Here is a 22,627-nt window from a genome sequence, read left to right as displayed (position 1 = left end):
TATGTGTCCGCATTAGGGGCTATGTGTTTTAGTAGCTTTACGTTTAATAATGGCGCGCTGGTGAAGGCGCGCTCATGATCGCATGTCGTCACCCCGCAAGGTGCGATGGCAGGCATGACTCAATAAAGGAGACGGTTCGATGTTAAACCAACTGCGTCTAGATCATGCCAACATGGCGAGATTGCTCCACGTGCTGCAGCTCAAGCAAAAAACGCTAGCACTGGGTGAGCGCCCCAACTTCAAGTTAATGCGCGAAGTCGTTGATTACATTTTATCTTACATGGATGGCTTTGCCGCCCCGCTTGAGCGCGTCTGCGTTGAACGGCTTCAGACGCAAGCCCCAGAGCATCTTGCGCTTACCGAACAAATGGCGATTGATTATCGAGAGTTAAAGCCACGTTTACAGCGTCTATCCAACGATATCGATATGATTCTGATGGACAATGTGCTCCCCATGGATCGCTTTGCCGAGGATCTAAAGGACTATTTAGAAGCGCATCGTGCCTATCTGCGCCATGAGCGCGAGGGGTTATTCCCGTTGATTGACGAACACTTCAGCCCAGAAGATATGGAAGAGCTGCGACAAGCATTGCCCGAAGGCGCTGAGCAGGAGCTTGAGCGGTTGCAGGAAGCCTATCCTGAACTTTACGCAGAGTTGCGCGGTGCCGACGTGCCCGAAGTATAGCCCAGCGATTACTCTTTTCTTCTTAACGCCAGTCGATAATCTCACTCGCGGGGCATGCTAAACTAGCGGCCCCGTTTTTATGCTGCGCAAGACTCAGCGATAACTTTTCTCGGCGCTGAAAAAAATCAGCGTCAGCAGAGCTATGCAAAGAGCGCCATGAGTAAAACGTCATGCAGAGAGAGTCATGCAAGCCCCTGTATTAATTTTTGATTCCGGCGTCGGCGGCCTGTCAGTGGCGCAGTCGCTACGCCAACACTATCCTGATGTCGCTATGTGCTATGCCTGTGACAATGCGTGGCTACCCTATGGCTTGCGCGATGACGTTGCGCTGGCTGAGCGCATTGTGGCGGTGTGCCAGGCCGCCGTTGGCGCCTGCCAGCCCAGCGTGCTGGTGGTAGCTTGCAATACTGCAAGCACCTTAGCGTTGGAGACTTTGCGCGAGCAGCTGACCATCCCCGTGGTGGGAACGGTGCCCGCCATTAAGCCTGCCGCCGCGATGAGTCAGACACGCCATATTGGGCTGCTAGCCACTAAAGCAACGGTGGGGCGCCCCTACACCCAGCGCTTGATTGATAGTTTTGCCAGCGATTGTGTTATTACGCGGGTTGCTGCCGACGCGCTGGTGATCGAAGCAGAAGCGTACTTGGCCGGTGGGGCGCCCAGCGTTGCTCGTATGCAGGCGGCGCTGGCCCCGCTGTGGCAGGCCGTGTTGCCTACGCCTTCAACGCAGCCGGCGCTAGACACCGTGGTGCTGGGGTGCACCCATTTTCCGCTACTGAAGCCGTGGCTGACGCAGCTTGCCCCGATGCCGCTGTATTGGATTGACTCCGGCGATGCTATTGCTCGGCGGGTCGCGCAAGTCGTTGATCCGCTCACGAGCAGGCATCACGATGGTCGCTGCTTTACCACCGCGCCCGCCACTAACCTGACCGTGGGTTTTGCGCGCTATGGGTTTAAAGCGCCCCAGCTGCTAAAAGGCATGGCTGATTAAGACTAATGCCGAACGACGCTAACCCCCATCACTGTTATCGAACTGATTAAATCCATGAGGAGCAGCCTTGGCTATCCCCGTTGTAGAACCTGAACGTTATGCTGAGCAGCTAGCCGCTAAACGTGATTATCTGGAAACTACGTTTGCCGCTTTTCAGCCGCCAGCGTTAGAGGTCTTTGAGTCACCGCCTGGCTACTATCGCCAGCGCTGTGAGTTTCGTATCTGGCATGAAGGTGACGATCTTTTTTACGCCATGTTTGAGGTGGATGCTGCAAATCCAAAAAATAAGCGTGTCGTTCGGCTTGACCAATATGCCGTTGCCAGTACGCGCATCAACCAGCTCATGCCACAGCTGCGTGAAGCATGCCTTCAATCAGATGAGCTGCGTCGTCGCCTTTTTCAGGTCGAGTTTTTAACCACCTTGTCGGGCGAGGCGCTGGTAACGCTGGTTTACCATCGGCCGCTAGGGGACGAGTGGGAGCAAGAGGCGCGCGCCTTAGAAGCAGCGCTGGGCATCATGATTATTGGCCGCTCACGTAAGCAGCGTATTGTCTTAACGCGCGACCATGTCTGGGAGCGTCTGGAGGTAGATGGCCGCACGTTGCACTATCAGCAGGTCGAAAATAGCTTCACCCAACCCAATGCACATATTTGCCAGAAAATGCTCAGCTGGGCGCGAGAAGTGACAGGCAAACAGCAGGAAGGCGCCCAGAACGATTTAGTGGAGCTTTACTGCGGTAACGGCAATTTCACTATTGCCTTGGCGGATAACTTTCGGCGGGTGCTGGCCACCGAAATTTCCCGCACGTCGGTGGCTAGTGCCAACGTCAATTTAGATGCCAACGGCGTGGCCAACGCCCATATTGCGCGGATGTCAGCGGAGGAGTTTTCACTGGCGCTTAAAGGCGAGAAAGCCGGACGGCGCGTGGCGGAAATGGCCCTGGAGGACTACGATTTTTCCACCGTTCTGGTCGACCCACCGCGTGCAGGCTTAGATGAGCAAAGCTGTGAACAGCTCAGTGAATATGCTCAGATCGTCTATATTTCATGTAACCCCGCTACGTTGGCGGAAAACTTGACCATACTGACCAAAACCCATCGGATTGAGCGCTTTGCGCTGTTTGATCAATTCCCTTTTACAGATCACTGTGAATGCGGGGTATTGCTGCAGCGGCGCGACGGCTAGGTTGTACCCATAGCCTAATGCATAAGTGGCATGTGCCATGATTAACCTGTCAGGTGATTAGTGAGGTGGCCACAGGTAGCGTAAGCTAGACGATATGTTGGCCTAAAGGCCTATTGTCCTTCGTTTTTTGGCCGAAAAAAGGCCTAAGTAGTCGAGGTGATGGATGCACTACGTTGCGATTGAAGAGAGCCGGCAAGATCTTTTGAAACAGCTGCAGGAACGACTAAGTGCGCGGTTAGAGCCTGCCCGTGCGGCAACTGTGGATGCCTTCGCTCGACACTTTTATGCCACCGTGCCGGTGGAAGACCTAGTGGATCGTCGCCTAGACGACCTGTATGGCGCCACGCTATCGATCTGGCAGTTCTTGCAGCACCACGACCCGCAAAGCCCCAAGGTGCGGGTGTTTAATCCCGACTTTGAAGAGCACGGCTGGCAGTCAACACATACCTTTGTGGCCGTTCTGCATGAGGATATGCCGTTCCTGGTTGACTCGGTGCGTATCGAGCTCAACCGTCGTGGTTTGACGGTGCATGCTATTCAAAACGCCGTGCTGGCAGTGGCGCGTGATGAGCGCCATCAGCTGCAGTCGCTGACGTCGCCACGCGATGAGAACGCGCCTGAAGCGCGTGAATCGCTGATCGTGATTGAGGTCGATCGCCACACCGACATGGCGCTGCTGGAAAAAATTGAACGTAATTTGCACGAAGTGCTGCGCGATGTACGTACCGCCGTGGGCGATTACGACGCTATGTGCTCGCAAATTACCGAGTCGATTCAAGAGCTAGAAAAAAACTGTCCGCCGCAAATTGATCCCGATGACCACGAAGAGGCGATCGCCTTTTTAGAGTGGCTGCTCAAGGATAACTTTACCTTCCTGGGCTACGATGAATATCGCTTGGAAGACGGCGAGCTAGGTGATCAATTACAGCGCGATAACGAGAGCGTGCTGGGCGTTTTCCGCCTAGATCAGCCGCGCTACTGTGAGCGTATTCGCACCGAAGAGGGTGTGGATGAGCACAATGGCTACGTGCTGGTGCCCCAGCTGCTTTCTTTCGCGAAAAGCGCGCACCATTCGCGGATACATCGTCCTACTTATCCCGATTACATCACCGTTGACCGCTATGACGATGACGGTAACGTTATTGGCGAGCGGCGTTTCTTCGGTTTATTCACCTCGACGGTTTATAACGAATCACCGCGAAATATTCCGCTGCTGCGCCGTCGGTTGAAAGCAGTGATGGATATCGCCGGCTTCAATCCCCAGGGGCATAACGGTAAGCAGCTGCTGCAGGTATTGGAAGTCTATCCCCGTGATGACCTGTTCCAGATTGACACCGAGTCGCTTGCCAGCACCTCGCTTGGCATTCTGAACATTCGTGAGCGCCGTCAGGTACGGCTGTTTATCCGCGCCGATATCAGTGGCAAGTTCTACTCCTGCCTGGTTTTTGTGCCCCGCGATGTGTTCACGACGGACCTGCGTCAGCGAATTCAAAACGTGCTGTGCGATGAGTTAGACGCCCACTTTGGCGATTTCAATACCTATCTCTCCGAGTCGGTACTGGCGCGTATTCAGCTGATTCTACGCTTTAACGGCGATGCGCCGAGCGACTACGATCTTAAGCGTCTTGAAAGCAAAGTGGCGCGGCTGGCACGCAGCTGGCGGGATGAGCTGCAAAGCGCGATGATTGAAGGGTTTGGTGAAGAGCACGCGAATCATCTGATGGATCAGTTCCGCGAAGCGTTTTCAGCCAGCTATCGCGAAGACTTCTCGGCCCGTACGGCCGTGTTTGATGTTCAGCATCTGTTAACGCTGGACAACGGCGATGACCTATCGCTGTCGCTTTATCGCCCGCTGGAAGAGCAGGGCGGCGGTGTGAACCTGAAGTTGTTCCACCGCGAATCGCAAATTCCGCTCTCAGACGTACTGCCGATGATGGAAAATCTCGGCCTGCGGGTAATCGGTGAGCGCCCCTACGACATTAACGCCCCCGACCAGCGCTACTGGATTCACGATTTCGAGCTTGAACACAGCGGTACGGATGTCAATCTAAGCGATATGCGCGATGTGTTTAGTGAAGCCTTCAAGCGCATATGGGCCGGCGAAGCTGATAACGATGCCTTCAACCGCCTGATTATTGGCGCGGGGCTCGACTGGCGTGAAGTAGCGATGCTGCGAGGCTACGCGCGCTATCTCAAGCAAATCCGTTTTGGTATGTCTCAGGATTACATTGCCGCTACGTTGGCGAATTATCCGGCTATCACCAAAGAGTTGGTGGCGTTATTTGGCCTACGCTTTGATCCTGAGCAGCAGAGCCATGCAACCGATGAGTCCATTGCGCGTTTGAACGAGCACTTGGAGAGCGTTGCTAGCCTTAACGATGACCAACTGTTACGCCGCTTTATGGAGCTGATTCTCGCCACGCTGCGGACTAACTATTATCAGCTGACCGAAGATGGCCGCTTTAAAGACTATATCGCCTATAAGCTTGAGCCCTCTAAAGTTACCGGCATGCCTAAGCCGCGGCCGATGTTCGAGATTTTTGTCTGCTCGCCCCGGGTTGAGGGCGTGCATCTGCGCGGCGGTAAAGTGGCGCGCGGCGGTCTGCGCTGGTCTGATCGTTTTGAAGACTACCGCACCGAAGTATTAGGGCTAGTGAAAGCGCAGCAGGTGAAGAATGCGGTGATCGTACCGGTAGGCGCCAAGGGCGGCTTCGTTTGCAAGCGCATGCCCGAGAATGCCAGCCGTGAAGTGGTGCAAAAAGAAGGTATTGCCTGCTATCAGATCTTTATCCGCGCGCTGTTGGACATCACTGATAACTTAGTCGGCAGCGACGTTGTGCCGCCTTTAAATGTTGTCCGCCATGATGAAGACGATGCGTACTTGGTCGTCGCTGCAGATAAAGGCACCGCGACGTTCTCTGATATCGCTAACGCCATTTCTATTGAGTACGGCCATTGGCTGGGCGATGCGTTTGCATCGGGCGGCGAAAATGGTTACGACCATAAGAAAATGGCGATTACCGCACGCGGTGCTTGGGAATCCGTGAAGCGGCACTTCAAAAACCTGGATTTGGATACCCAGCGCGAGCTGTTCAGCGTGGTCGGGATCGGCGACATGGCCGGTGATGTGTTCGGCAACGGCATGCTGCTTTCCGACAAAATTCAGCTGGTGGGTGCGTTTAACCATCTGCATATCTTTGTTGATCCCAATCCGGATGCCGACGCCGCTTTTGCTGAGCGCAAACGGTTGTTTACATTGCCGCGATCCAGTTGGGAAGACTACAGCCAGGAGCTGATATCTGCCGGTGGCGGTATCTTTAGCCGCAGCGCTAAGTCGATCAGCATCACGCCTGAAATGCAGCAGGTATTTGGCATTGAAGAGGAGCGCCTGTCGCCTAATGAACTGATTCGCGCCATGCTCAAATCCCAGGTGGATTTGATCTGGAACGGCGGTATCGGCACCTATGTGAAAAGCTCCGACGAAACCGATGCCGATGTGGGTGACAAAGCCAACGACACCCTAAGGATCAACGGCGTTGAGCTGAACTGCCGCGTGGTCGGTGAAGGCGGTAACCTCGGGTTGACCCAGCGCGGGCGTATGGAAGCCGCCGCCAAAGGAATCCGTGTTTACACTGACTTCATTGATAACGCAGGCGGTGTGAACTGTTCCGACCACGAGGTCAATATCAAAATCTTGATTGATGAAGTGGTCAAGCGTGGCGATATGACTGAAAAACAGCGCAATCAGCTTTTAGCGGAAATGACAGGCGAAGTGGCCGACCTGGTCATCCTGGATAACTACCGCCAAAGTCAGGCGCTAGACCTATCGGCGATTCTTTCCAATCAATCACTGGGGCCCTATCGCCGCTTTATCAGCGAGCTGGAGGCCGCAGGGCAGATTGACCGCGAGCTTGAGTTCCTACCCACCGATGAAGCGTTAAAAGAGCGCGCCAGCAATGCGCAAGGTATGCGCTTACCGGAACTCTCGGTACTGATTTCTTATGCCAAGAGCACGCTGAAGGGCGATTTGATCACGTCCGATGTGCCTGACGACAGCTATATTCATCGCCATCTTGAGCGGCTGTTCCCAGCGGTGCTGGTTGAGCGCTTTAAAGACGAAATGTATGAGCACCGTCTTAAGCGTGAAATCGTGGCGACCCAAGTTGCCAACGACTTGGTGGATCACATGGGCATCGTGTTTGTGCGCCGCCTTATTGATTCAACCGGGGCGGGCCGTGCCGATGTTGCGCGCGCCTACGTGGTAGCGCGCGATAGCTTCAACTTGGCCGGGCTGTGGGCGCAAATTGAGGCCTTGGATAATCAGGTGCCTAACCGCATCCAGTATTCAATGATGCTCGATTTAATGCGTTTAATCCGCCGCGCTACGCGCTGGTTCGTGCGCCAGCACTTGGGGCTTTCCACTCAAGATACTATTGAGTATTTCGCTCCGCGCCTGGCGCAGCTGCAAGAAGGCATCGGCGAGCTGCTGAGTGGTGAAGAGCTCAGCGGCTGGAGTGCGCGCCGTGACGAGCTTTTAGACGCTGGTGTGCCTGAAGCCTTGGCTTCTACCGTTGCGGCGTCATCGAGCTTGTACGCCGGGCTAGGCATTATCCAAGCCGCTCGGATAACCAATGAAAAACCCCAGCGAGTGGCCGAGGTGCTTTACGAGGTCGGTAGCCGGTTAGAACTACCTTGGATGATTCAGCAGGTGAACCAACTGGAAGTGCGCGATGCCTGGCAGGCGCAGGCACGGGAAACCTTCCGTGATGACATAGAGCGTCAACAGCTTGCGCTTACCACCAGCGTGCTGAAGCTGGATGCGGGTAGTCGCGATATCGAAGAGCGAGTGGCACAGTGGTTGGATCAGCACGCTGATCTACATCGTCGCTGGTGTCGTCTTATCGAAGAAGTGCGCAGCGGGAATGAAGGTGGCTTTGCGCTCTTTGCCGTGGCGGTGCGCGAACTGGTGGATTTGGCCGAGAGCGATAACGAAGCCTAAAATCGTAGCTTTTATTTTTGGTAATGTGTTCTTGGTAGGTTAAAGCGCGCCCTGGTTCTCCACCAGGGCGCGCTTTATTGCGTTATACTGGCGCCCGTTTTCGATTCGCTTCAAGAGACTCGCCATGTACGCGCTTGCCCGCTCGCTGTTCTTTCGCATCGATCCAGAAACCTCCCACGGGATGGCGCTAAGTGCGCTCGAGTCACTGCATCGTATCGGTGGCGTAGCACGATTGTTTGGTCAGCCGGTCAATGATCCTATCGAGTTGATGGGGCTAAGGTTTGCTAATCGGGTTGGCTTGGCCGCCGGGCTGGACAAAAACGCAGACCATCTTGATGCACTGGGGTCGCTGGGGTTTGGATTTGTCGAGGTCGGGACGGTCACTCCACAGCCACAGCCAGGCAACCCCAAGCCACGGCTATTTCGCTTGGCGCAGCATGACGCGATCATCAACCGCTTTGGTTTTAATAACAAAGGGGTTGAGCATCTGATTCAGCAGGTTAAAAAACGCCACTATGGCGGCATTGTGGGCATAAATATTGGTAAAAACCTAACCACCGCGGTAGAGCACGCACTGGACGATTACCTGTTGTGCCTAGATGCCGTGCATTCTTGTGCGGATTACATTGCCGTTAATGTCTCCTCGCCTAATACGCCTGGCCTGCGCAGCCTACAGTTTGGTGAACAGCTAGATGCACTGTTGGGGCCCATTCGCGCACGCGCCACAGCGTTAAATACGCAAGCGGGTCGCCACGTACCTCTGCTGATCAAAATAGCTCCGGACATGAGCGAAGAAGAAGTCGCGCTAATGGCGGGAAGCATTGAGCGCAATGCGTTGGATGGCGTCATCGCTACCAACACCACTGTTTCCCGCGAGGCAGTGCAGGGCGACCCTCAGGCCGAGGAGGCCGGCGGGCTGTCAGGACGGCCGGTCTTTGAGGCGTCTAATCGTGTGATTCGACAGCTGCGTGAACACTTGCCAACGCTGCCCATTATAGGCGTCGGGGGGATCGACAGTGCTGCCGCCGCTGAGGCAAAAATGGCCGCTGGTGCGGATTTAGTGCAGCTTTATTCAGGCTTGATTTATCAAGGCCCCAGGCTCGTGGGCGAGTGTGCCAAGGCATTGAAGACGTCAGGCACTAAAAAAGCCCACTGAGTAGGGTGGGCTTATTAAAAACATTTCGTTTAAACGTTAGAAAATATAAAACGCTAGGTCATGACCAGAGGGTTTTTGTGGATGCCGGAAACGCCGGTCATCCCGTCCCACTGGTCGCCGCGACCTTCACGCCAACCGCTCATCCAGTATTCGCGTAAATTGATATCTTGACTGGGACAATCATCGCGAGAGCGACCCGATACACCTGCTTTATAGCCGTGGACATATGCCCGCTGGAAGCGATCACGCTTTTGTCGTTTCATTGGCTAACCTCTTTTCACGAAAGCCTTTAAGAAGAAATAGGATGTTATCGAAGCTATCCATAAAATATGCCCGACAGCATCTGCTATTCCGAGAGCTTGCTTCAAGAGCGAGCTGCCGCATCAACTCAACTGCCTAGCCCTCACGAGCTGAACGGGTCGAGCGGCGAACTCTTATCCATCATAGGCCTCTTTCAAACTACCTTCTTAAGAGATCCTGACAGGTAACGCATGCGTTTTTCAGTAGCTACTCTCTTATTGTTAGACCATGATGGGGTCATCTGTCGACTATAAATTGTCACAAAACGTAAACTCATTTGCTATATATAGGAATATCGCGCCTTTCCGCGCAGCTATTATCATGACCAATATCATGACTGAGCCGAGTCAAAACGCCCCCTTAAGTCTGCTAGCCACCTGCCCGAAAGGCATTGAAGGCCTGCTGCACGATGAACTCATGGCGCTAGGCGCCACGCCGGGTAAAACAACGGTGGCAGGTGTTTATTTTACTGCCAGCCAAGCGATTGCCTATCGCGTATGCCTATGGTCGAGATTAGCTAACCGCGTCATTTTAACGCTGGTGCGCGAGCCGATGATCGATACCGCCGAACAGGTGCGCGATGTGGTTGCACGCATTGCCTGGACAAACCACTTGGCGCCTGGAAACACGCTGGCGGTGGATTTTCATGGCCGCAGTGAACATATACGGCATACCCGCTTTGGCGCACAAACGGTTAAAGACGGCGTGGTCGATGCGCTGCAGCTGGCAGGGCAGGAGCGCCCTAACGTCGATATCAAAACGCCGCATCTGCGTATTTATGCTCACCTGCACCGGATGAACTTGACTATTGGCCTCGATCTTTCAGGTGAAAGTTTGCACCGCCGTGGCTATCGACGCGACGTTGGGCATGCACCGCTGAAAGAAAATTTAGCCGCCGCATTGTTGGTGCGTGCAGGGTGGCCTGAGCGCCTTAAAGCCGGTGAGCCGCTGATTGACCCACTATGTGGCGCGGGAACGCTGCTTATCGAAGCCGCTATGATGGCCGCCGATCAAGCGCCTAACCTCAATCGCGAGCGGTTTGGTTTTCACGGCTGGGCGGGTCACGATGATTCCGTATGGCGTGAGCAAAAGCGTGAAGCCGAAGCGCGTGCATCGATTGGCCGTAAACGTTGCAAAGCCCAGCTGATAGGTTTTGATCAGAGCCCAGCGGCCCTAACGGCTGCGAAAGCCAACGCTATGCGGGCCGGTATCCCCGCATTAATGACGCTGCATGGGCAGGGTCTTGCCCAGCTTACCAGGCCCGATACGCTGACCGCGCAAAGCGGCCTGTTGATTACTAATCCGCCTTATGGCGAGCGTCTGGGTGAGCTGCCCGAGCTTGTGCGCCTATACGCGCAGCTGGGCGAGAAAGCCAAAGCACTGTTCCCTGGCTGGACGCTGGCAGTCTTTACCGGCAACCCTGATTTGGGCCATCGGCTAGGAATGCGGGCGCACAAACAGTACGCGCTTAAAAACGGTGCCCTGGATGCCAAGCTGCTGCTGATGGATGTGGGTGGAGCGGCGCATGGCACTGATGCCGAGAGCGCGGCTCCCGCGGGTAATGGCGAGGTAGTGTCAGCGGCTAGCGCAGAACGTCGTGAGGCCACGAGTGAAGCCTCGGCTGGCTTTGATACGCAAGCGGTTCCAAACGATTCACCTGCGCCAAAAGCTCAAGACAATGCGCAGATGTTTGCCAACCGCCTAATCAAAAATCAAAAGCGCCTGAAGAAGTGGCTGAAACAGAGCGGCGAAACGAGCTACCGCGTATACGACGCCGATATGCCCGAGTATGCCCTTGCGGTGGATCGTTACGGTGATCGAGTGCATGTGCAGGAATATGCAGCGCCCAGCTCAATCAATCCTTCTCAGGCGCAAAAGCGCTTGTACGACGCCTTGGAAGTAATGCCAGAGGCGCTGAACGTTGACGCCAGTAAGATCTATATTAAACGCCGCGAGCGGCAGGCTGGCAGCGCCCAGTATCAAAAGCGTGGCGCGAGCGGTGAGCGTTTTGAAGTGCAGGAAGGTAGCGCGCGGCTATGGGTGAACCTGCGTGACTATCTCGACACCGGGTTATTTCTGGATCATCGTCCGGTGCGTCGCATGCTAGGTGAGATGGCCAGCGGCAAGCGCTTCTTAAACTTGTTCTGTTATACCGCTACGGCAACGGTGCAAGCGGCATTAGGCGGTGCTAGTGACAGCGTCAGTGTGGATATGTCTAACACCTATCTTGAATGGGCTAAAGACAACTTCGCGCTGAATAAGCTTGATACGCGCCTACACCGGGTCGTACGCGATGACTGTTTCCGCTGGTTAGAAACCGCGAGTACCGAGTTTGATCTGATCTTCATGGATCCGCCGACGTTTTCTAACTCGAAGAAGATGCGCGACACGCTAGATGTGCAGCGTGACCATCCGCGTCTTGTGGATCTCGCTATGGCGCGATTAGCACCCGGCGGCACGCTAGTGTTTTCTAATAACCAGCGGCGATTTAAGTTGGATGAAGCACTCAGCGAACGTTACGCGGTAGAAGACATCACCGGGCGTAGCTTTGACCCCGACTTCCAACGGCGTACTAATTTGCACCATGTGTTTCTACTCCGTCATCCAGCGGCTCACTAAGCCTGCCAGAGGAGAGCATTGGAATGATCCGGCTATCGCTTTATACAACCCAGGGCTGCCATCTATGCACTCAGCTAGAGACATTGGTAGCCACGCTGGCGAATCAAAGAGTGTGGCTGCATCATATTGAGATTATTGATGATGCTGAGCTGGTTGAGCGCTACGGTACGCGCATACCGGTGCTGGTGGATAGCCAAGGGGAGGAGCTGGAGCGTGGCTTCGAATTAGCGCGCTTGAGCGCTTGGCTACGCGAACACGGCTGGTTGAATGAAACGGCGCTGGCGGCGCTTGCAACGCCTCCAGATGCCGCGGCACCTACCGGTGTTCATGAGCGTAGCGGGCGGCGCTTTTTAGGCTAGCGAATGAGCTGCTTAAATCAAATCCAGTAGTGAGAGCTGACGCATGGCCTCCTGGCCTTCAGGCGTATGGTCGGCCACTTCCAGTATCTTACGAAAACCCCGTGAGGACTGAATCGTGGCCTCGTCCTCAAGCCACATCTGGGCTTGGTCCAAGGTGTCGGCTAGCTGATGTTTCAGGCCACCAAACTGAGTGCCGATTTGGCCCCAGGCGCGACTGAAAATCCAATCACCAAACATATCCTGGTGAATATGAACCAACACATAGTCATGGTTGGTTTCCCAGCGTACGATCACAACACTCTCCTTAAATGCCCTTTAAACACGCCTGCACATCAAACTTTCGCGGGCGTATTGTAAAGCCCGGATACCCAAACGCCTATGAAACTTATAATCGACGCCAATATCCCCGCTGCTGATGCCTGCTTTGGCTCGTTTGGTGCCATCAACCGCGTGCCCGGCCGTGAGATAACGGCCGCTCACCTGCACGATGCCGATGCGCTGATTGTGCGCTCTATTACGCAGGTTAACGGTAAGTTGCTTACTGACAGCCCCGTGCGCTTTATTGGCACCTGCACGATCGGCACTGATCATATCGATCATGCTGCGCTAGCGCAGCGCAATATCACTTTTGCTAGCGCTCCGGGCTGCAATGCTGAGGCGGTGGTCGATTACGTGTTGAGCAGTTTATTGACGCTAGCCGAGCGCGATGGCTGGCTGCTTAGCGAACGCAGTGTCGGCATTGTGGGGGTGGGGAATGTGGGCCGGCGGCTGGAAGCACGGTTAACGGCCATGGGCGTGGCTACGCTTGCCTGTGACCCGCCCAGAGCAGAGGCTGAGGGTGCGCAAGGGTTTCACTCGCTAGATGCTGTTATCAAGCACTGTGACGTGATTTGCCTGCATACGCCGCTGACTCGTGACGGCCCGCATGCCAGCTATCATCTGCTCAATGCTCAGCGTGTCGATGAAATCGCGCCGGGTAGCGTGTTGCTTAATGCCGGGCGGGGTGACTGTGTGGATGGCTTGGCACTGCGTAGTCGTTTAGCCAGTCAGGGTGATATCCGCGCGGTGCTAGATGTATGGGAAGACGAGCCGGCAATCGACGCTGGCTTGCGTGATTTGGTCTCACTAGCGACACCGCATATTGCCGGGCATAGCCTGGATGGCAAACTGCGGGGTACCTGGATGATTCAGCAGGCGCTAGCTCGTCACTGCGAAAAGCCTAGTGGACTCTCGTTTGTCGATATCTGCCCGCCGCCTGCGCTTGCATCGCTGCATATACAGCATCCGCTGGCGCCAGAAGACGCCCTGCGTCTATGCATGCGAGCCGTTTATGACGTGCGCCGCGATCACGATACGTTTCAGCGCCAAGCGCTGCTCCAGGGAGGGGCAAAAGGTTTTGATGATTGTCGTGCTAACTACCCATTGCGGCGTGAGTTCGCCACGCTCAATGTGCAGCTGTCAGGGGATGCGGTGGCGCTAGAGGGCATGCTGCGCGGGGCGGGATTCGGTGTAACGCTGACGGTGTAGCGGAGGATGGAAGCAGCGGTAGTTGAAACAACAAAAGCTGAAACAACAAAAGTTGAAACAATGAGGCCCGCATCTGCGGGCCTGAAGTGTGTAGGACTAGTGCCCATACTTACTGACGATAGGCGGCTTCTTTCAGTGCGCGAATGCGTTCATCTAACGGCGGGTGGCTGGCAAACATCTTCTCAAGTAATGAGCGTGTTTGGCCTTTGGTGATCGCCATGGCGCGCAGCGTATCGGGCATTTGGTCGGGCATTTCGGTTTCGGTCTTCAAGCGCGCGAGGGCGCTGACCATTGCATTAGTGCCTGCCAAGCGCGCACCGGCTTCATCGGCGCGATATTCACGATAACGCGAGAACCAGGCAACGATGGCGGAGGCCAAAATACCAAACACGATCTCTGCCACAATCACTACGGCAAAGTAGCCCATAAAGCCTAAACCGCCTTCACCACCGCTGCGGCTTTTCAGGAAGTTATCGACTAAGTGCGCTACCACGCGGGCAAAAAACATGACGAAGGTATTCACTACCCCTTGGATCAGCGCCAGCGTGACCATGTCGCCGTTGGCCACGTGGCCAATTTCGTGGGCCAAAACCGCGCGGACTTCTTCAGGGCGCATGCGATTCATTAAGCCCGCCGATACCGCGACGAGCGCATCGTTTTTATTCCAGCCAGTTGCAAAGGCGTTGGACTGTTGGGCCGGGAATATGCCCACTTCGGGCGTTTTGATGCCGGCCTCGCGGGAAAGCTCCGCGACGGTGTCCAGCAACCACTGTTCGGTGGCATTGGAGGGCGTTTCAATAATCACCGTGCCCGTGCTGCGCTTAGCCATCCATTTGGAAATGAATAGCGAGATGATGGAGCCTGCCATGCCGAATATGAAGCAGAAAATTAGCAGGCTGGTAAAGTTGATGCCTTGACCACGTAAATAGCCTTCAACGCCTAGTAGGCGCAAGGTAATGCTGGCGACCAGCAACACCGCTATGTTGGTGCCTAGAAACAGCAGAATTCGCATCATTATGCAGGTCCTCCCTTAGCGTTTATGGAAACGGTTTATACACACAGCCAATAAAATGAGTCGTGATCTAGAGACTTAACTACGTGCTCTTCATGGCAATTTCAAGTCAAAGCAACGTCAGCGTATGCCGGTGCCCGATGACGGTGCTATGCCATCGCTAGCGACTCGCCCGGCTTCACTGCCGATAGCGGGATAAGAAGTTGGCAAAACGATCCAAAGCATCGCCTAGCTGGTCTGCCCAAGGCAGCGTCACAATGCGGACATGGTCAGGCTCGGGCCAGTTAAAGGCTGTGCCTTGCACCAGCAATATTTTTTCCTGCAGCAGCAGATCCAGTACCAACTGCTGGTCATCTTTGATATTGAATACCTTAGGATCGAGCCGCGGAAACGCGTAGAGCGCACCTTTTGGCATCACGCAGGAGACGCCGGGGATGGCATTTAGCTTCTCAATAGTAATGTCACGCTGCGCCAGCAGCCGCCCGCCAGGCAGGATTAAATCATTAATTGATTGATAGCCCCCTAACGCGGTTTGAATCGCATGTTGTGCTGGCACGTTGGCACATAGCCGCATGGAGGCCAGCATATTGAGCCCCTGGATATAATCTTTGGCGTTTAATTTAGCCAGGGTGCCGGAGAGAATCATCCATCCCGATCGAAAGCCTGCACAGCGGTAGCTTTTAGATAGCCCATTCATGGTAATGACCAGCTGATCATCGTCGGCCAGCGCACCGGTGGCGGTATGCTCTACGCCGTCATACAGAATTTTGTCGTAGATCTCGTCGGAGAACACCACCAGGTTGTGCTGTTTAGCAATCGCCAACACGTCTTTAACCACCTCCGGCGGATATACCGCGCCGGTAGGGTTGTTGGGGTTAATCAGAACAATGGCGCGGGTTTGGCTGGTGATCTTGGCGCGAATGTCTGCCATGTCGGGCGTCCAGTCGGCCTGTTCATCGCATAGGTAATGCACTGCGTGGCCGCCTGAAAGGTGTGCGGCGGCTGTCCAAAGCGGGTAGTCAGGCGCGGGAATCAATACTTCATCGCCGTCATTAAGCAGCGCCTGCATCGCCATCACAATCAGCTCAGAGACGCCGTTGCCGATGAATATGTCCTCAATGCCCACTCCGGGAATCTGATTGCGCTGGCACTCCTGCATAATCGCTTTGCGTGCGGAGTAAAGTCCTTTGGAGTCGCAGTAGCCCTGTGCCGTAGGCAAGTTGCTCATCACATCCTGAAGAATCTCTTCCGGTGCTTCAAAGCCAAAAGGCGCAGGGTTTCCGATGTTCAGCTTAAGTATTCGATGGCCTTCTTCCTCCAGGCGTTTGGCGTGGTCGAGTACCGGGCCGCGAATGTCATAGCAGACATTATGCAGCTTATGAGATTTTTTCAGCGGTTGTGTTTCATGCGACTGCGGAGTAGTCATGAGATGTCTGTCCAAAAGTGGCTAGAGGCCCAAAAGTGTCCAAAAGCATGTGTATCTAAAAACATGAGTTTAAAACAGTGCCCGCAAGCTGCCGTTAGCTATGGGGCTATTGGCCATTATGCGTCGGAAAGCACTTGATTGTCTTCGTCGTTTTGCACCGGTGGCGGTGGAATATCCGCAGGTGTCTCCAGCGTCATTCGCCCTAACTTACCGTCGCGCAGTTCGTGGAGCAGAACTTCCGCGCCACGGTGCAGATCGACTGCGCCACCGGCACGCAGCCCGCCGCGCCGGGCGGCGATGTCTTTTAAAATGGCATGACCATCGAAGCCTGCAATAGCAAGGAAATCGGGTTTTTTCGGGCCGTCGGCATCAATGTCGTGGGGAATGTCTGGCGCGGCGTAAGGCGGCAGCTCTTTGAGCTTATAGCGCGCAGTCAGCGCCTCAGGATAGCGTTTGGCAAGCTCTGCACTAGCGACAATTCCTACATCGATGTACTCAATGGCCGTATCGCGGATAGCGCCGGTGGCCGCGAGGCGATAGGCGCTGGCCTGATCTTCTATTTTGGGCCACAGCACTCCCGGCGTGTCGGTAAGCGCTACACGCCCATCAATGCGCACCTTTTGCTGGCGCTTAGTCACGGCAGGTTCGTTGCCCGTTTTAGCAATTTTACGCCCGGCCAGGCCGTTAATCAGCGTGGATTTGCCCACGTTGGGAATGCCCATCACCATCACGCGAACATCTCGGTCGGCGCGTACCGCACCGGCCAACTCATGGCAAAGTTTGGGGATTTGCTTTAGCTCACGGGTGTTGGTGGTGGTGACCGCGAAGGCGCGCATGTTCTCTTGGGCATCGAAAAAAGCGACCCATTCGGCGGTCTTCTCTGGGTCGGCAAGGTCGGCGCGGGAAAGAATTTTTAGCACCGGCTTATGGCGCGTCAGCTCGGCCAGCATTGGGTTGGCGCTGGAGTAGGGCAGACGTGCATCAAGTACTTCAATGACGACGTCGATTTCAGGCAGCACCTCTTTGATCTGGCGGCGGGCCTTGTTCATATGTCCGGGGAACCAGCCGAGCATGAGTCTCTCCTACAAGCACAAAAAAGCGGGCTGCCATTCTAGCAGATGGCGCCCGCCTTGCTGGGTTTCCTTTTAGCCGCGATTACTCGTCGGGGTGAAATTCCAGCGACACTGAGTTAATGCAGTAGCGTAAACCGGTCGTTTCTGGCGGTCCGTCTGGAAAAACGTGGCCTAGGTGGGCATCGCAGTGTGAACAAACGACCTCCGTGCGCTGCATGCCATGGGTGCCATCTTGATGCTCTTCCACACAGCGGGTACCTAACGGCCGATCAAAGCTAGGCCAACCGCACCCGGCATCAAATTTATGCTCGTTCTCAAACAGCGGTGCATTGCAGCACACACAGTGATAAATGCCCTGGGCATCCACCACCTGATAATCGCCGCTGAACGGGCGTTCTGTGCCTTTTTCACGCGCTACGCGGTACTGTTCTGGCGTCAGCTGTTTTTGCCACTCTTCGGGCTTTTTTTCAATTTTAGCCATGCTGTTTACTCTCCCTTATGTAGTGCTTGGACTAAAAACCGTCAAAGCTTTCTAACCTAGTGACAGCGCTTAGTCACCTTGAGTTTCAGCATGGGCGATTATGCCGCGCTCTGCCAGCGGCAGGCTGAATATCAATGTGACAGGCTTGCGGCGCCGTCAAGTGCACTATCCCCCAGTAAGTGCGTTATACACGGGTGCTGCTACGGTAGAATGCTTGACAGCTAAGTAAGGTCTGAGTAATATACGCGCCACCTCAACGAGGTAATGAAACGTCCCATTCGTCTAGTGGTCTAGGACACCGCCCTTTCACGGCGGTAACAGGGGTTCGAACCCCCTATGGGACGCCATCTCCGATAGCAAGAATTCTATTAAGCGGGAATAGCTCAGTGGTAGAGCATCGCCTTGCCAAGGCGAGGGTCGGGAGTTCGAATCTCCTTTCCCGCTCCAAGCATTTGTAGTGCTTACAGTGTCCCATTCGTCTAGTGGTCTAGGACACCGCCCTTTCACGGCGGTAACAGGGGTTCGAACCCCCTATGGGACGCCATCTCCGATAGCAAGAATTCTATTAAGCGGGAATAGCTCAGTGGTAGAGCATCGCCTTGCCAAGGCGAGGGTCGGGAGTTCGAATCTCCTTTCCCGCTCCAAGCATTTGTAGTGCTTACAGTGTCCCATTCGTCTAGTGGTCTAGGACACCGCCCTTTCACGGCGGTAACAGGGGTTCGAACCCCCTATGGGACGCCATCTTGCGCTTATGTGCAGTTTTTTGCGTTGCGGGAATAGCTCAGTGGTAGAGCATCGCCTTGCCAAGGCGAGGGTCGGGAGTTCGAATCTCCTTTCCCGCTCCAAGCGCATTTAGTGTTATTTTCCCCTATTTCTATGATGCATCAGCTATCTGCTGAGCGTCATTTTTTGTGTGTCTGGCGCTTGGTGAGTGGTCTCTCGCCTTGAAAAATTAGTTTGCGCCCTAATCATTTACTTTATCTTCTTATATTTGCTGACAGGACATTTTCATGGCCGAACCGGCATTGTCGATCCGTGGCCTTACCAAAGTGTACGCCAACGGCTTTCAAGCGCTTAAAGGTATTGATCTCGACGTCCAGCAGGGCGATTTTTTTGCGCTTTTGGGTCCCAATGGGGCCGGAAAATCCACTACTCTTGGTGTGGTTTGCTCACTGGTGCAAAAAACGGCGGGCAGCGTTTCTATCTTTGGCATCGATATTGATAAAGATTTTGCCAAAGCCAAGTATCAGCTAGGCGTTGTGCCCCAAGAGTTCAACTTTAATCAGTTTGAGAAGGTGCTCGATATCGTACTGGCTCAGGCAGGCTATTACGGTATGAGCACTCGCGAGGCATTGCCACGTGCCCAGCAGCTTCTTACTGACCTGGGCCTTTGGGAGAAGCGCGACGGCAACGCACGTATGCTCTCAGGTGGGATGAAGCGACGGCTAATGATTGCCCGGGCGTTAATGCACCGCCCTCGACTGCTGATCCTGGATGAGCCCACTGCCGGTGTCGATATTGAGCTTCGGCGCAGTATGTGGGAATACATGCGGCGCATTAACCAAGATGAAGGCACGACGATCATCCTGACAACGCACTACCTGGAAGAAGCTGAGAGCCTGTGTCGCAATGTCGCTATTATTAATGATGGCGACATTGTGCGTAATACCAGCGTGCGTCAGCTGCTGGCTGAGCTTGATACAGAGACCTTCCTCATTGATTTAGCTGAGCCGGTCGCAGAGACACCGCATGTTGAGGGCTTTGAGCTTCATCAGCTAGAGCCCACCCAGCTTTCACTGTTGGTGCATCGCGGCCAGCGTTTGAATGATGTGTTCAATGCGCTAAGTGAGCAGGGTGTGCAGGTGGTGTCTATGCGTAACCGGGCCAATCGCTTAGAGGAGATGTTCGTGTCGATGGTAAAAGGCAGTAACCAGGGGGCGATAGATCAGCGTGCTGACGCTTCTAGCGGTGAGAGTTCTGATGCCGAAAACAGGGAGTCTCGCTCATGAATGCAGGCCAAACATTGATTGCTCTATGGACCTTAGTGCTGAAAGAAATTAAGCGCTTTACGCGCATTTGGCCGCAAACGCTGCTGCCGCCCTCTATCACGATGGCGATGTATTTCATTATTTTTGGCAATCTAATCGGCTCGCGAATTGGCGACATGGATGGCTTCAGCTACATGGACTTTATTGTTCCAGGGTTGATCATGATGTCCGTGATTACCAACAGCTATTCCAACGTGGCATCGAGCTTCTTTTCGAACAAATTTCAGCGTTCAATTGAAGAGATGATGGTATCGCCGATGCCTAACTGGGTAATTTTATCCGGCTTTATTTTAGGCGGCATGGCCCGAGGCCTGGGTGTGGGGATCATTGTGACCATGGTTTCGCTGTTCTTTACCCGCTTAACCATGGAGCATCCCTTGCTTACGATATTAGTGGTGGTGCTTACGTCTGCGCTGTTTTCCATTGGCGGTTTTATCAACGCCTTGCTGGCCAACAAGTTTGACGACATTTCCATTGTACCGACCTTCATACTGACACCGCTGACTTACTTGGGCGGTGTCTTTTATTCTATTTCGATGCTGCCAGACTTCTGGCAGGGCGTTTCCATGCTCAATCCTATCTTGTACATGGTTAACGTGTTTCGTTATGGATTCTTAGGCGTCTCGGATATTCCCGTTGGCTGGGCGCTCGCTGCGATCTTTGCCTTTATTGTCGTGCTATTCAGCGTTGCGTTGGTAATGTTGGAGCGCGGTAAAGGCATTCGTAGTTAATTGCATAACGGCATTAAGCAGAGGGTGACAGATAATGGCACATCGACCAGATACCTTGGAGCACGCGCCGCTAGGGCGCGATTCCGCTTACCCCGAAAAGTATGACGCGGCGCTGCTTTATCCTATTGTTCGTGCGGCCAACCGAGTGCCGTTAGGGATCGAAGAGGGGGCTTTACCCTTTGTCGGTGAAGACGAATGGCACGCGTTTGAAGTGTCCTGGCTGAATTCACGCGGTAAGCCCGTGGTAGCCGTGGCACGTTTTCGCCTGCCCGCCAGCTCGCCCAATTTGATTGAATCGAAGTCGTGGAAGCTCTACCTCAATAGCTTTAATCAAACCCGCTTCTATAGTCGTGAAGACGTAATGCAAACGCTTGCCAATGACCTCGCTATCGCAGCGGGTGCCGAGGTGAGCGTTGAGTTATTTGATGTGGATGCCCCTGAGCTTACCGTGCAGTGCTTGCCGGGCGAATGTTTGGACGACTTAGATATCGCAGTAAGCGATTACACGCCTAGCAGCGCTCATTTAATGGTAAGCGATGAGGTCGTCGAAGAGACGCTGTATTCCCACTTGCTCAAATCTAACTGCCCCGTTACCGGCCAGCCGGACTGGGGCAGCGTGTTGATTCGCTATAAAGGGCCAAAGATTGATCGCGAAGGGCTGTTACGCTATCTGATCGGGTTTCGACAGCATCAGGATTTTCACGAGCATTGCGTTGAACATATCTTCACCGACCTAATGGCTTATGCACAGCCCAGCCAGCTACTAGTACTTGCCCGCTACGTGCGTCGTGGCGGGTTGGATATTAGTCCTTGGCGCGCAACGCCTGGGCTGATGCCGCCGACACCGCTGAGGCTGGCAAGGCAGTAAACGGCAGTGTTATAAATGACGATGCTACCGTAGTCACATACGATTGAACCTGGACTGGAGTCATTAATGGACGCACTCACGCTTCTTCACGAACGCAGCTCAATGGGCAAGCTGGCTGAGCCGGCGCCCAGTGCCGAACAGCTCAGTGTTATTTATCAGGCAGCACTGCGCGCACCCGACCATAAAGAGCTGCGCCCTTGGCGCTTCATTGAATTCAGTGGGGAAGGGCGCGAGCGCCTAGGCGAGCTATTTGCTGAAGCAGAGTTCCAGGAAGACCCGCATGCCGATGACGATACGCTGAACTCAGCGCGTAAAAAGCCGCTGCGCGCGCCGATGGTGATCGCCGTTATCGCAAAGGTTACGCCAGAGCTCGATAAAGTGCCCAAAATGGAGCAGGTGATTTCCGCAGGCTGCGCCGCCCACGGTATCTTGCTGGCCGCCCACGCACAGGGCTTAGGCGCTATGTGGCGCAGTGGAAAGTACGCGTTCGATTCGGTGGTACGTAAAGGCCTGAGCCTGAGTGAAAACGACGAGGTTGTCGCATTCATCTATGTAGGTGCGCTAGGCGGTCGCCATAAGCCAGTGGCGGAGCATAGCGTTGCTGATTTTGTTGAGCGCTGGGAGTAGGCAGGCGACCCTATGAAACTATCTCGTAAACCGGGCATGCCGCATCCACGCTTGCCGCTGCCCAAAGGTCAGCAGGAAGATCTTGCTGTCTTTCAGCAGTGGCTAGGCGAGGCGATTCCTATGGTGGGCGCGCTAGGCATTAGCGAAATGGTGCGCGAGGGTGATGCGCTCACCTGGCAGTTAGCGCTAGAGCCTAACCTTAACGATAAAGGCACGGGCTTTGGCGGTGCGCTGACGGCGCAAACCACTCTGCAAGGTTGGTGCTGGGTCACGCTATGGCTGCGTGAGCAAGGCTTGGCACGCGATGTGGTGGTTGCAGAGGCTAGTCAGCGCTTTCTTGCCCCGGTCGCGGATAACTACCGCTTAATATGCACACCGCTTGAGCCTGCGGGACTCGCTCAGCTTGCCAATATGCTCGCCGAACGTGATAAAGGACGTATTGCACTGACTCATCAGCTCTACTGTGGAGAAACACTCTGCCTGGAAGCCAGCGGCAGCTACGCCGTGTTGCCGCAACGCTAGCCGATACGCGCGAGAAG

19 protein-coding genes and 6 tRNA genes are annotated in these 22,627 nt (G+C 54.6%); 19 read left to right on the top strand and 6 right to left on the bottom strand.

Features of this window, described 5'->3' with window-relative positions:
* Window positions 1–139 precede the first annotated feature (139 nt).
* The 5 genes from CIK78_RS14390 to CIK78_RS14370 all read left to right on the top strand — a co-directional run bounded on the left by CIK78_RS14390 (window position 140) and on the right by CIK78_RS14370 (window position 9,017).
* A complete protein-coding gene (locus CIK78_RS14390; protein ID WP_096281367.1) occupies window positions 140–685 on the top strand; it encodes a hemerythrin domain-containing protein in 546 nt (181 codons plus the stop codon).
* A gap of 184 nt (window positions 686–869) precedes the next feature.
* Complete coding sequence (gene murI / locus CIK78_RS14385; protein WP_096281366.1) at window positions 870–1,676, top strand: glutamate racemase; 807 nt, start codon at window positions 870–872, stop codon at window positions 1,674–1,676.
* Between the two features lie 67 nt (window positions 1,677–1,743).
* Complete coding sequence (trmA, locus tag CIK78_RS14380; RefSeq protein ID WP_096281364.1) at window positions 1,744–2,862, top strand: tRNA (uridine(54)-C5)-methyltransferase TrmA; 1,119 nt, start codon at window positions 1,744–1,746, stop codon at window positions 2,860–2,862.
* Between the two features lie 163 nt (window positions 2,863–3,025).
* Window positions 3,026–7,861, top strand: a complete 4,836-nt coding sequence (locus tag CIK78_RS14375) for an NAD-glutamate dehydrogenase (RefSeq protein ID WP_096281362.1) — start codon at window positions 3,026–3,028, stop codon at window positions 7,859–7,861.
* Window positions 7,862–7,985: 124 nt separating this feature from the next.
* Entirely contained in the window at window positions 7,986–9,017 is a 1,032-nt protein-coding gene (locus CIK78_RS14370) for a quinone-dependent dihydroorotate dehydrogenase (protein WP_096281360.1), read from the top strand.
* A 53-nt stretch (window positions 9,018–9,070) separates the two neighbouring features.
* Here the strand turns inward: CIK78_RS14370 and rmf are convergent, their stop codons facing one another.
* Entirely contained in the window at window positions 9,071–9,280 is a 210-nt protein-coding gene (gene rmf / locus CIK78_RS14365; protein WP_096281358.1) for a ribosome modulation factor, read from the bottom strand.
* A gap of 370 nt (window positions 9,281–9,650) precedes the next feature.
* Here rmf and rlmKL point away from each other — a divergent pair, with 370 nt between their 5' ends.
* Window positions 9,651–11,936, top strand: a complete 2,286-nt coding sequence (gene rlmKL / locus CIK78_RS14360; protein WP_096282395.1) for a bifunctional 23S rRNA (guanine(2069)-N(7))-methyltransferase RlmK/23S rRNA (guanine(2445)-N(2))-methyltransferase RlmL — start codon at window positions 9,651–9,653, stop codon at window positions 11,934–11,936.
* Between the two features lie 23 nt (window positions 11,937–11,959).
* Window positions 11,960–12,295 (top strand): glutaredoxin family protein, encoded by a 336-nt coding sequence (locus CIK78_RS14355; protein ID WP_096281356.1) that lies wholly within the window; start codon window positions 11,960–11,962, stop codon window positions 12,293–12,295.
* Between the two features lie 12 nt (window positions 12,296–12,307).
* Here the strand turns inward: CIK78_RS14355 and CIK78_RS14350 are convergent, their stop codons facing one another.
* Window positions 12,308–12,589: a hypothetical protein gene (locus CIK78_RS14350; protein WP_096281354.1), complete on the bottom strand. Its 282-nt coding sequence runs from the start codon at window positions 12,587–12,589 to the stop codon at window positions 12,308–12,310.
* A gap of 84 nt (window positions 12,590–12,673) precedes the next feature.
* Here CIK78_RS14350 and pdxB point away from each other — a divergent pair, with 84 nt between their 5' ends.
* Window positions 12,674–13,822 carry a 4-phosphoerythronate dehydrogenase PdxB gene (gene pdxB, locus CIK78_RS14345; RefSeq protein WP_096281352.1) on the top strand — a complete coding sequence of 383 codons (1,149 nt, stop codon included), beginning with the start codon at window positions 12,674–12,676 and terminating at the stop codon, window positions 13,820–13,822.
* A gap of 109 nt (window positions 13,823–13,931) precedes the next feature.
* On the opposite strand, the gene htpX is transcribed toward pdxB, so the two are convergent.
* The 4 genes from htpX to msrB form a co-directional block, all read right to left on the bottom strand.
* Window positions 13,932–14,837, bottom strand: coding sequence for a protease HtpX (gene htpX, locus CIK78_RS14340; protein ID WP_096281350.1), 906 nt, complete (start codon window positions 14,835–14,837; stop codon window positions 13,932–13,934).
* Window positions 14,838–15,012: 175 nt separating this feature from the next.
* Entirely contained in the window at window positions 15,013–16,260 is a 1,248-nt protein-coding gene (locus tag CIK78_RS14335; RefSeq protein ID WP_096281348.1) for a pyridoxal phosphate-dependent aminotransferase, read from the bottom strand.
* A gap of 116 nt (window positions 16,261–16,376) precedes the next feature.
* On the bottom strand, window positions 16,377–17,333 hold the full coding sequence (gene ylqF / locus CIK78_RS14330) for a ribosome biogenesis GTPase YlqF (RefSeq protein WP_096281346.1): 957 nt from the start codon (window positions 17,331–17,333) through the stop codon (window positions 16,377–16,379).
* Between the two features lie 82 nt (window positions 17,334–17,415).
* The gene (msrB, locus tag CIK78_RS14325) at window positions 17,416–17,814 is read right to left on the bottom strand and encodes a peptide-methionine (R)-S-oxide reductase MsrB (RefSeq protein ID WP_096281344.1); all 399 of its coding nucleotides are present in this window, start codon (window positions 17,812–17,814) and stop codon (window positions 17,416–17,418) included.
* 271 nt (window positions 17,815–18,085) lie between these two features.
* On the opposite strand from msrB, the gene CIK78_RS14320 reads away from it, so the two are divergent.
* From CIK78_RS14320 to CIK78_RS14270, 11 genes are all read left to right on the top strand, one after another.
* A tRNA-Glu gene (locus tag CIK78_RS14320) sits at window positions 18,086–18,161 on the top strand.
* Window positions 18,162–18,186: 25 nt separating this feature from the next.
* Window positions 18,187–18,261 (top strand) — tRNA-Gly (locus CIK78_RS14315).
* A 21-nt stretch (window positions 18,262–18,282) separates the two neighbouring features.
* A tRNA-Glu gene (locus CIK78_RS14310) sits at window positions 18,283–18,358 on the top strand.
* 25 nt (window positions 18,359–18,383) lie between these two features.
* Window positions 18,384–18,458: transfer RNA gene (locus CIK78_RS14305), tRNA-Gly, on the top strand.
* A 21-nt stretch (window positions 18,459–18,479) separates the two neighbouring features.
* A tRNA-Glu gene (locus tag CIK78_RS14300) sits at window positions 18,480–18,555 on the top strand.
* A gap of 29 nt (window positions 18,556–18,584) precedes the next feature.
* Window positions 18,585–18,659: transfer RNA gene (locus CIK78_RS14295), tRNA-Gly, on the top strand.
* A 165-nt stretch (window positions 18,660–18,824) separates the two neighbouring features.
* The gene (locus tag CIK78_RS14290; RefSeq protein ID WP_096281342.1) at window positions 18,825–19,823 is read left to right on the top strand and encodes an ABC transporter ATP-binding protein; all 999 of its coding nucleotides are present in this window, start codon (window positions 18,825–18,827) and stop codon (window positions 19,821–19,823) included.
* Window positions 19,820–20,593 (top strand): ABC transporter permease, encoded by a 774-nt coding sequence (locus CIK78_RS14285; protein ID WP_096281340.1) that lies wholly within the window; start codon window positions 19,820–19,822, stop codon window positions 20,591–20,593. Before CIK78_RS14290 ends, CIK78_RS14285 begins: the two co-directional genes overlap by 4 nt.
* Window positions 20,594–20,627: 34 nt before the next feature.
* The gene (gene queF, locus CIK78_RS14280; protein ID WP_096281338.1) at window positions 20,628–21,461 is read left to right on the top strand and encodes an NADPH-dependent 7-cyano-7-deazaguanine reductase QueF; all 834 of its coding nucleotides are present in this window, start codon (window positions 20,628–20,630) and stop codon (window positions 21,459–21,461) included.
* Window positions 21,462–21,527: 66 nt separating this feature from the next.
* Entirely contained in the window at window positions 21,528–22,088 is a 561-nt protein-coding gene (locus CIK78_RS14275; protein ID WP_096281336.1) for a nitroreductase family protein, read from the top strand.
* A 12-nt stretch (window positions 22,089–22,100) separates the two neighbouring features.
* Window positions 22,101–22,610, top strand: coding sequence for a YiiD C-terminal domain-containing protein (locus tag CIK78_RS14270; protein WP_096281334.1), 510 nt, complete (start codon window positions 22,101–22,103; stop codon window positions 22,608–22,610).
* The last annotated feature ends 17 nt before the right edge of the window (window positions 22,611–22,627 follow it).

It is taken from the genome of Halomonas sp. JB37, assembly GCF_002332255.1.
Classification (GTDB): domain Bacteria; phylum Pseudomonadota; class Gammaproteobacteria; order Pseudomonadales; family Halomonadaceae; genus Vreelandella; species Vreelandella casei.
This window is presented reverse-complemented; position numbering and strand designations above follow the sequence as displayed.

Excerpts from the sequence above, each read along its gene's own strand:
- queF (WP_096281338.1), top strand. The coding sequence starts at position 20,628 with ATGGCACATCGACCAGATACCTTGGAGCACGCGCCGCTAGGGCGCGAT.
- CIK78_RS14290 (WP_096281342.1), top strand. The coding sequence starts at position 18,825 with ATGGCCGAACCGGCATTGTCGATCCGTGGCCTTACCAAAGTGTACGCC.
- rmf (WP_096281358.1), bottom strand. The coding sequence starts at position 9,280 with ATGAAACGACAAAAGCGTGATCGCTTCCAGCGGGCATATGTCCACGGC.
- CIK78_RS14275 (WP_096281336.1), top strand. The coding sequence starts at position 21,528 with ATGGACGCACTCACGCTTCTTCACGAACGCAGCTCAATGGGCAAGCTG.
- CIK78_RS14355 (WP_096281356.1), top strand. The coding sequence starts at position 11,960 with ATGATCCGGCTATCGCTTTATACAACCCAGGGCTGCCATCTATGCACT.
- CIK78_RS14270 (WP_096281334.1), top strand. The coding sequence starts at position 22,101 with ATGAAACTATCTCGTAAACCGGGCATGCCGCATCCACGCTTGCCGCTG.
- CIK78_RS14370 (WP_096281360.1), top strand. The coding sequence starts at position 7,986 with ATGTACGCGCTTGCCCGCTCGCTGTTCTTTCGCATCGATCCAGAAACC.
- msrB (WP_096281344.1), bottom strand. The coding sequence starts at position 17,814 with ATGGCTAAAATTGAAAAAAAGCCCGAAGAGTGGCAAAAACAGCTGACG.
- htpX (WP_096281350.1), bottom strand. The coding sequence starts at position 14,837 with ATGATGCGAATTCTGCTGTTTCTAGGCACCAACATAGCGGTGTTGCTG.
- CIK78_RS14375 (WP_096281362.1), top strand. The coding sequence starts at position 3,026 with ATGCACTACGTTGCGATTGAAGAGAGCCGGCAAGATCTTTTGAAACAG.
- pdxB (WP_096281352.1), top strand. The coding sequence starts at position 12,674 with ATGAAACTTATAATCGACGCCAATATCCCCGCTGCTGATGCCTGCTTT.
- CIK78_RS14285 (WP_096281340.1), top strand. The coding sequence starts at position 19,820 with ATGAATGCAGGCCAAACATTGATTGCTCTATGGACCTTAGTGCTGAAA.
- murI (WP_096281366.1), top strand. The coding sequence starts at position 870 with ATGCAAGCCCCTGTATTAATTTTTGATTCCGGCGTCGGCGGCCTGTCA.
- CIK78_RS14335 (WP_096281348.1), bottom strand. The coding sequence starts at position 16,260 with ATGACTACTCCGCAGTCGCATGAAACACAACCGCTGAAAAAATCTCAT.
- rlmKL (WP_096282395.1), top strand. The coding sequence starts at position 9,651 with ATGACTGAGCCGAGTCAAAACGCCCCCTTAAGTCTGCTAGCCACCTGC.
- ylqF (WP_096281346.1), bottom strand. The coding sequence starts at position 17,333 with ATGCTCGGCTGGTTCCCCGGACATATGAACAAGGCCCGCCGCCAGATC.
- CIK78_RS14390 (WP_096281367.1), top strand. The coding sequence starts at position 140 with ATGTTAAACCAACTGCGTCTAGATCATGCCAACATGGCGAGATTGCTC.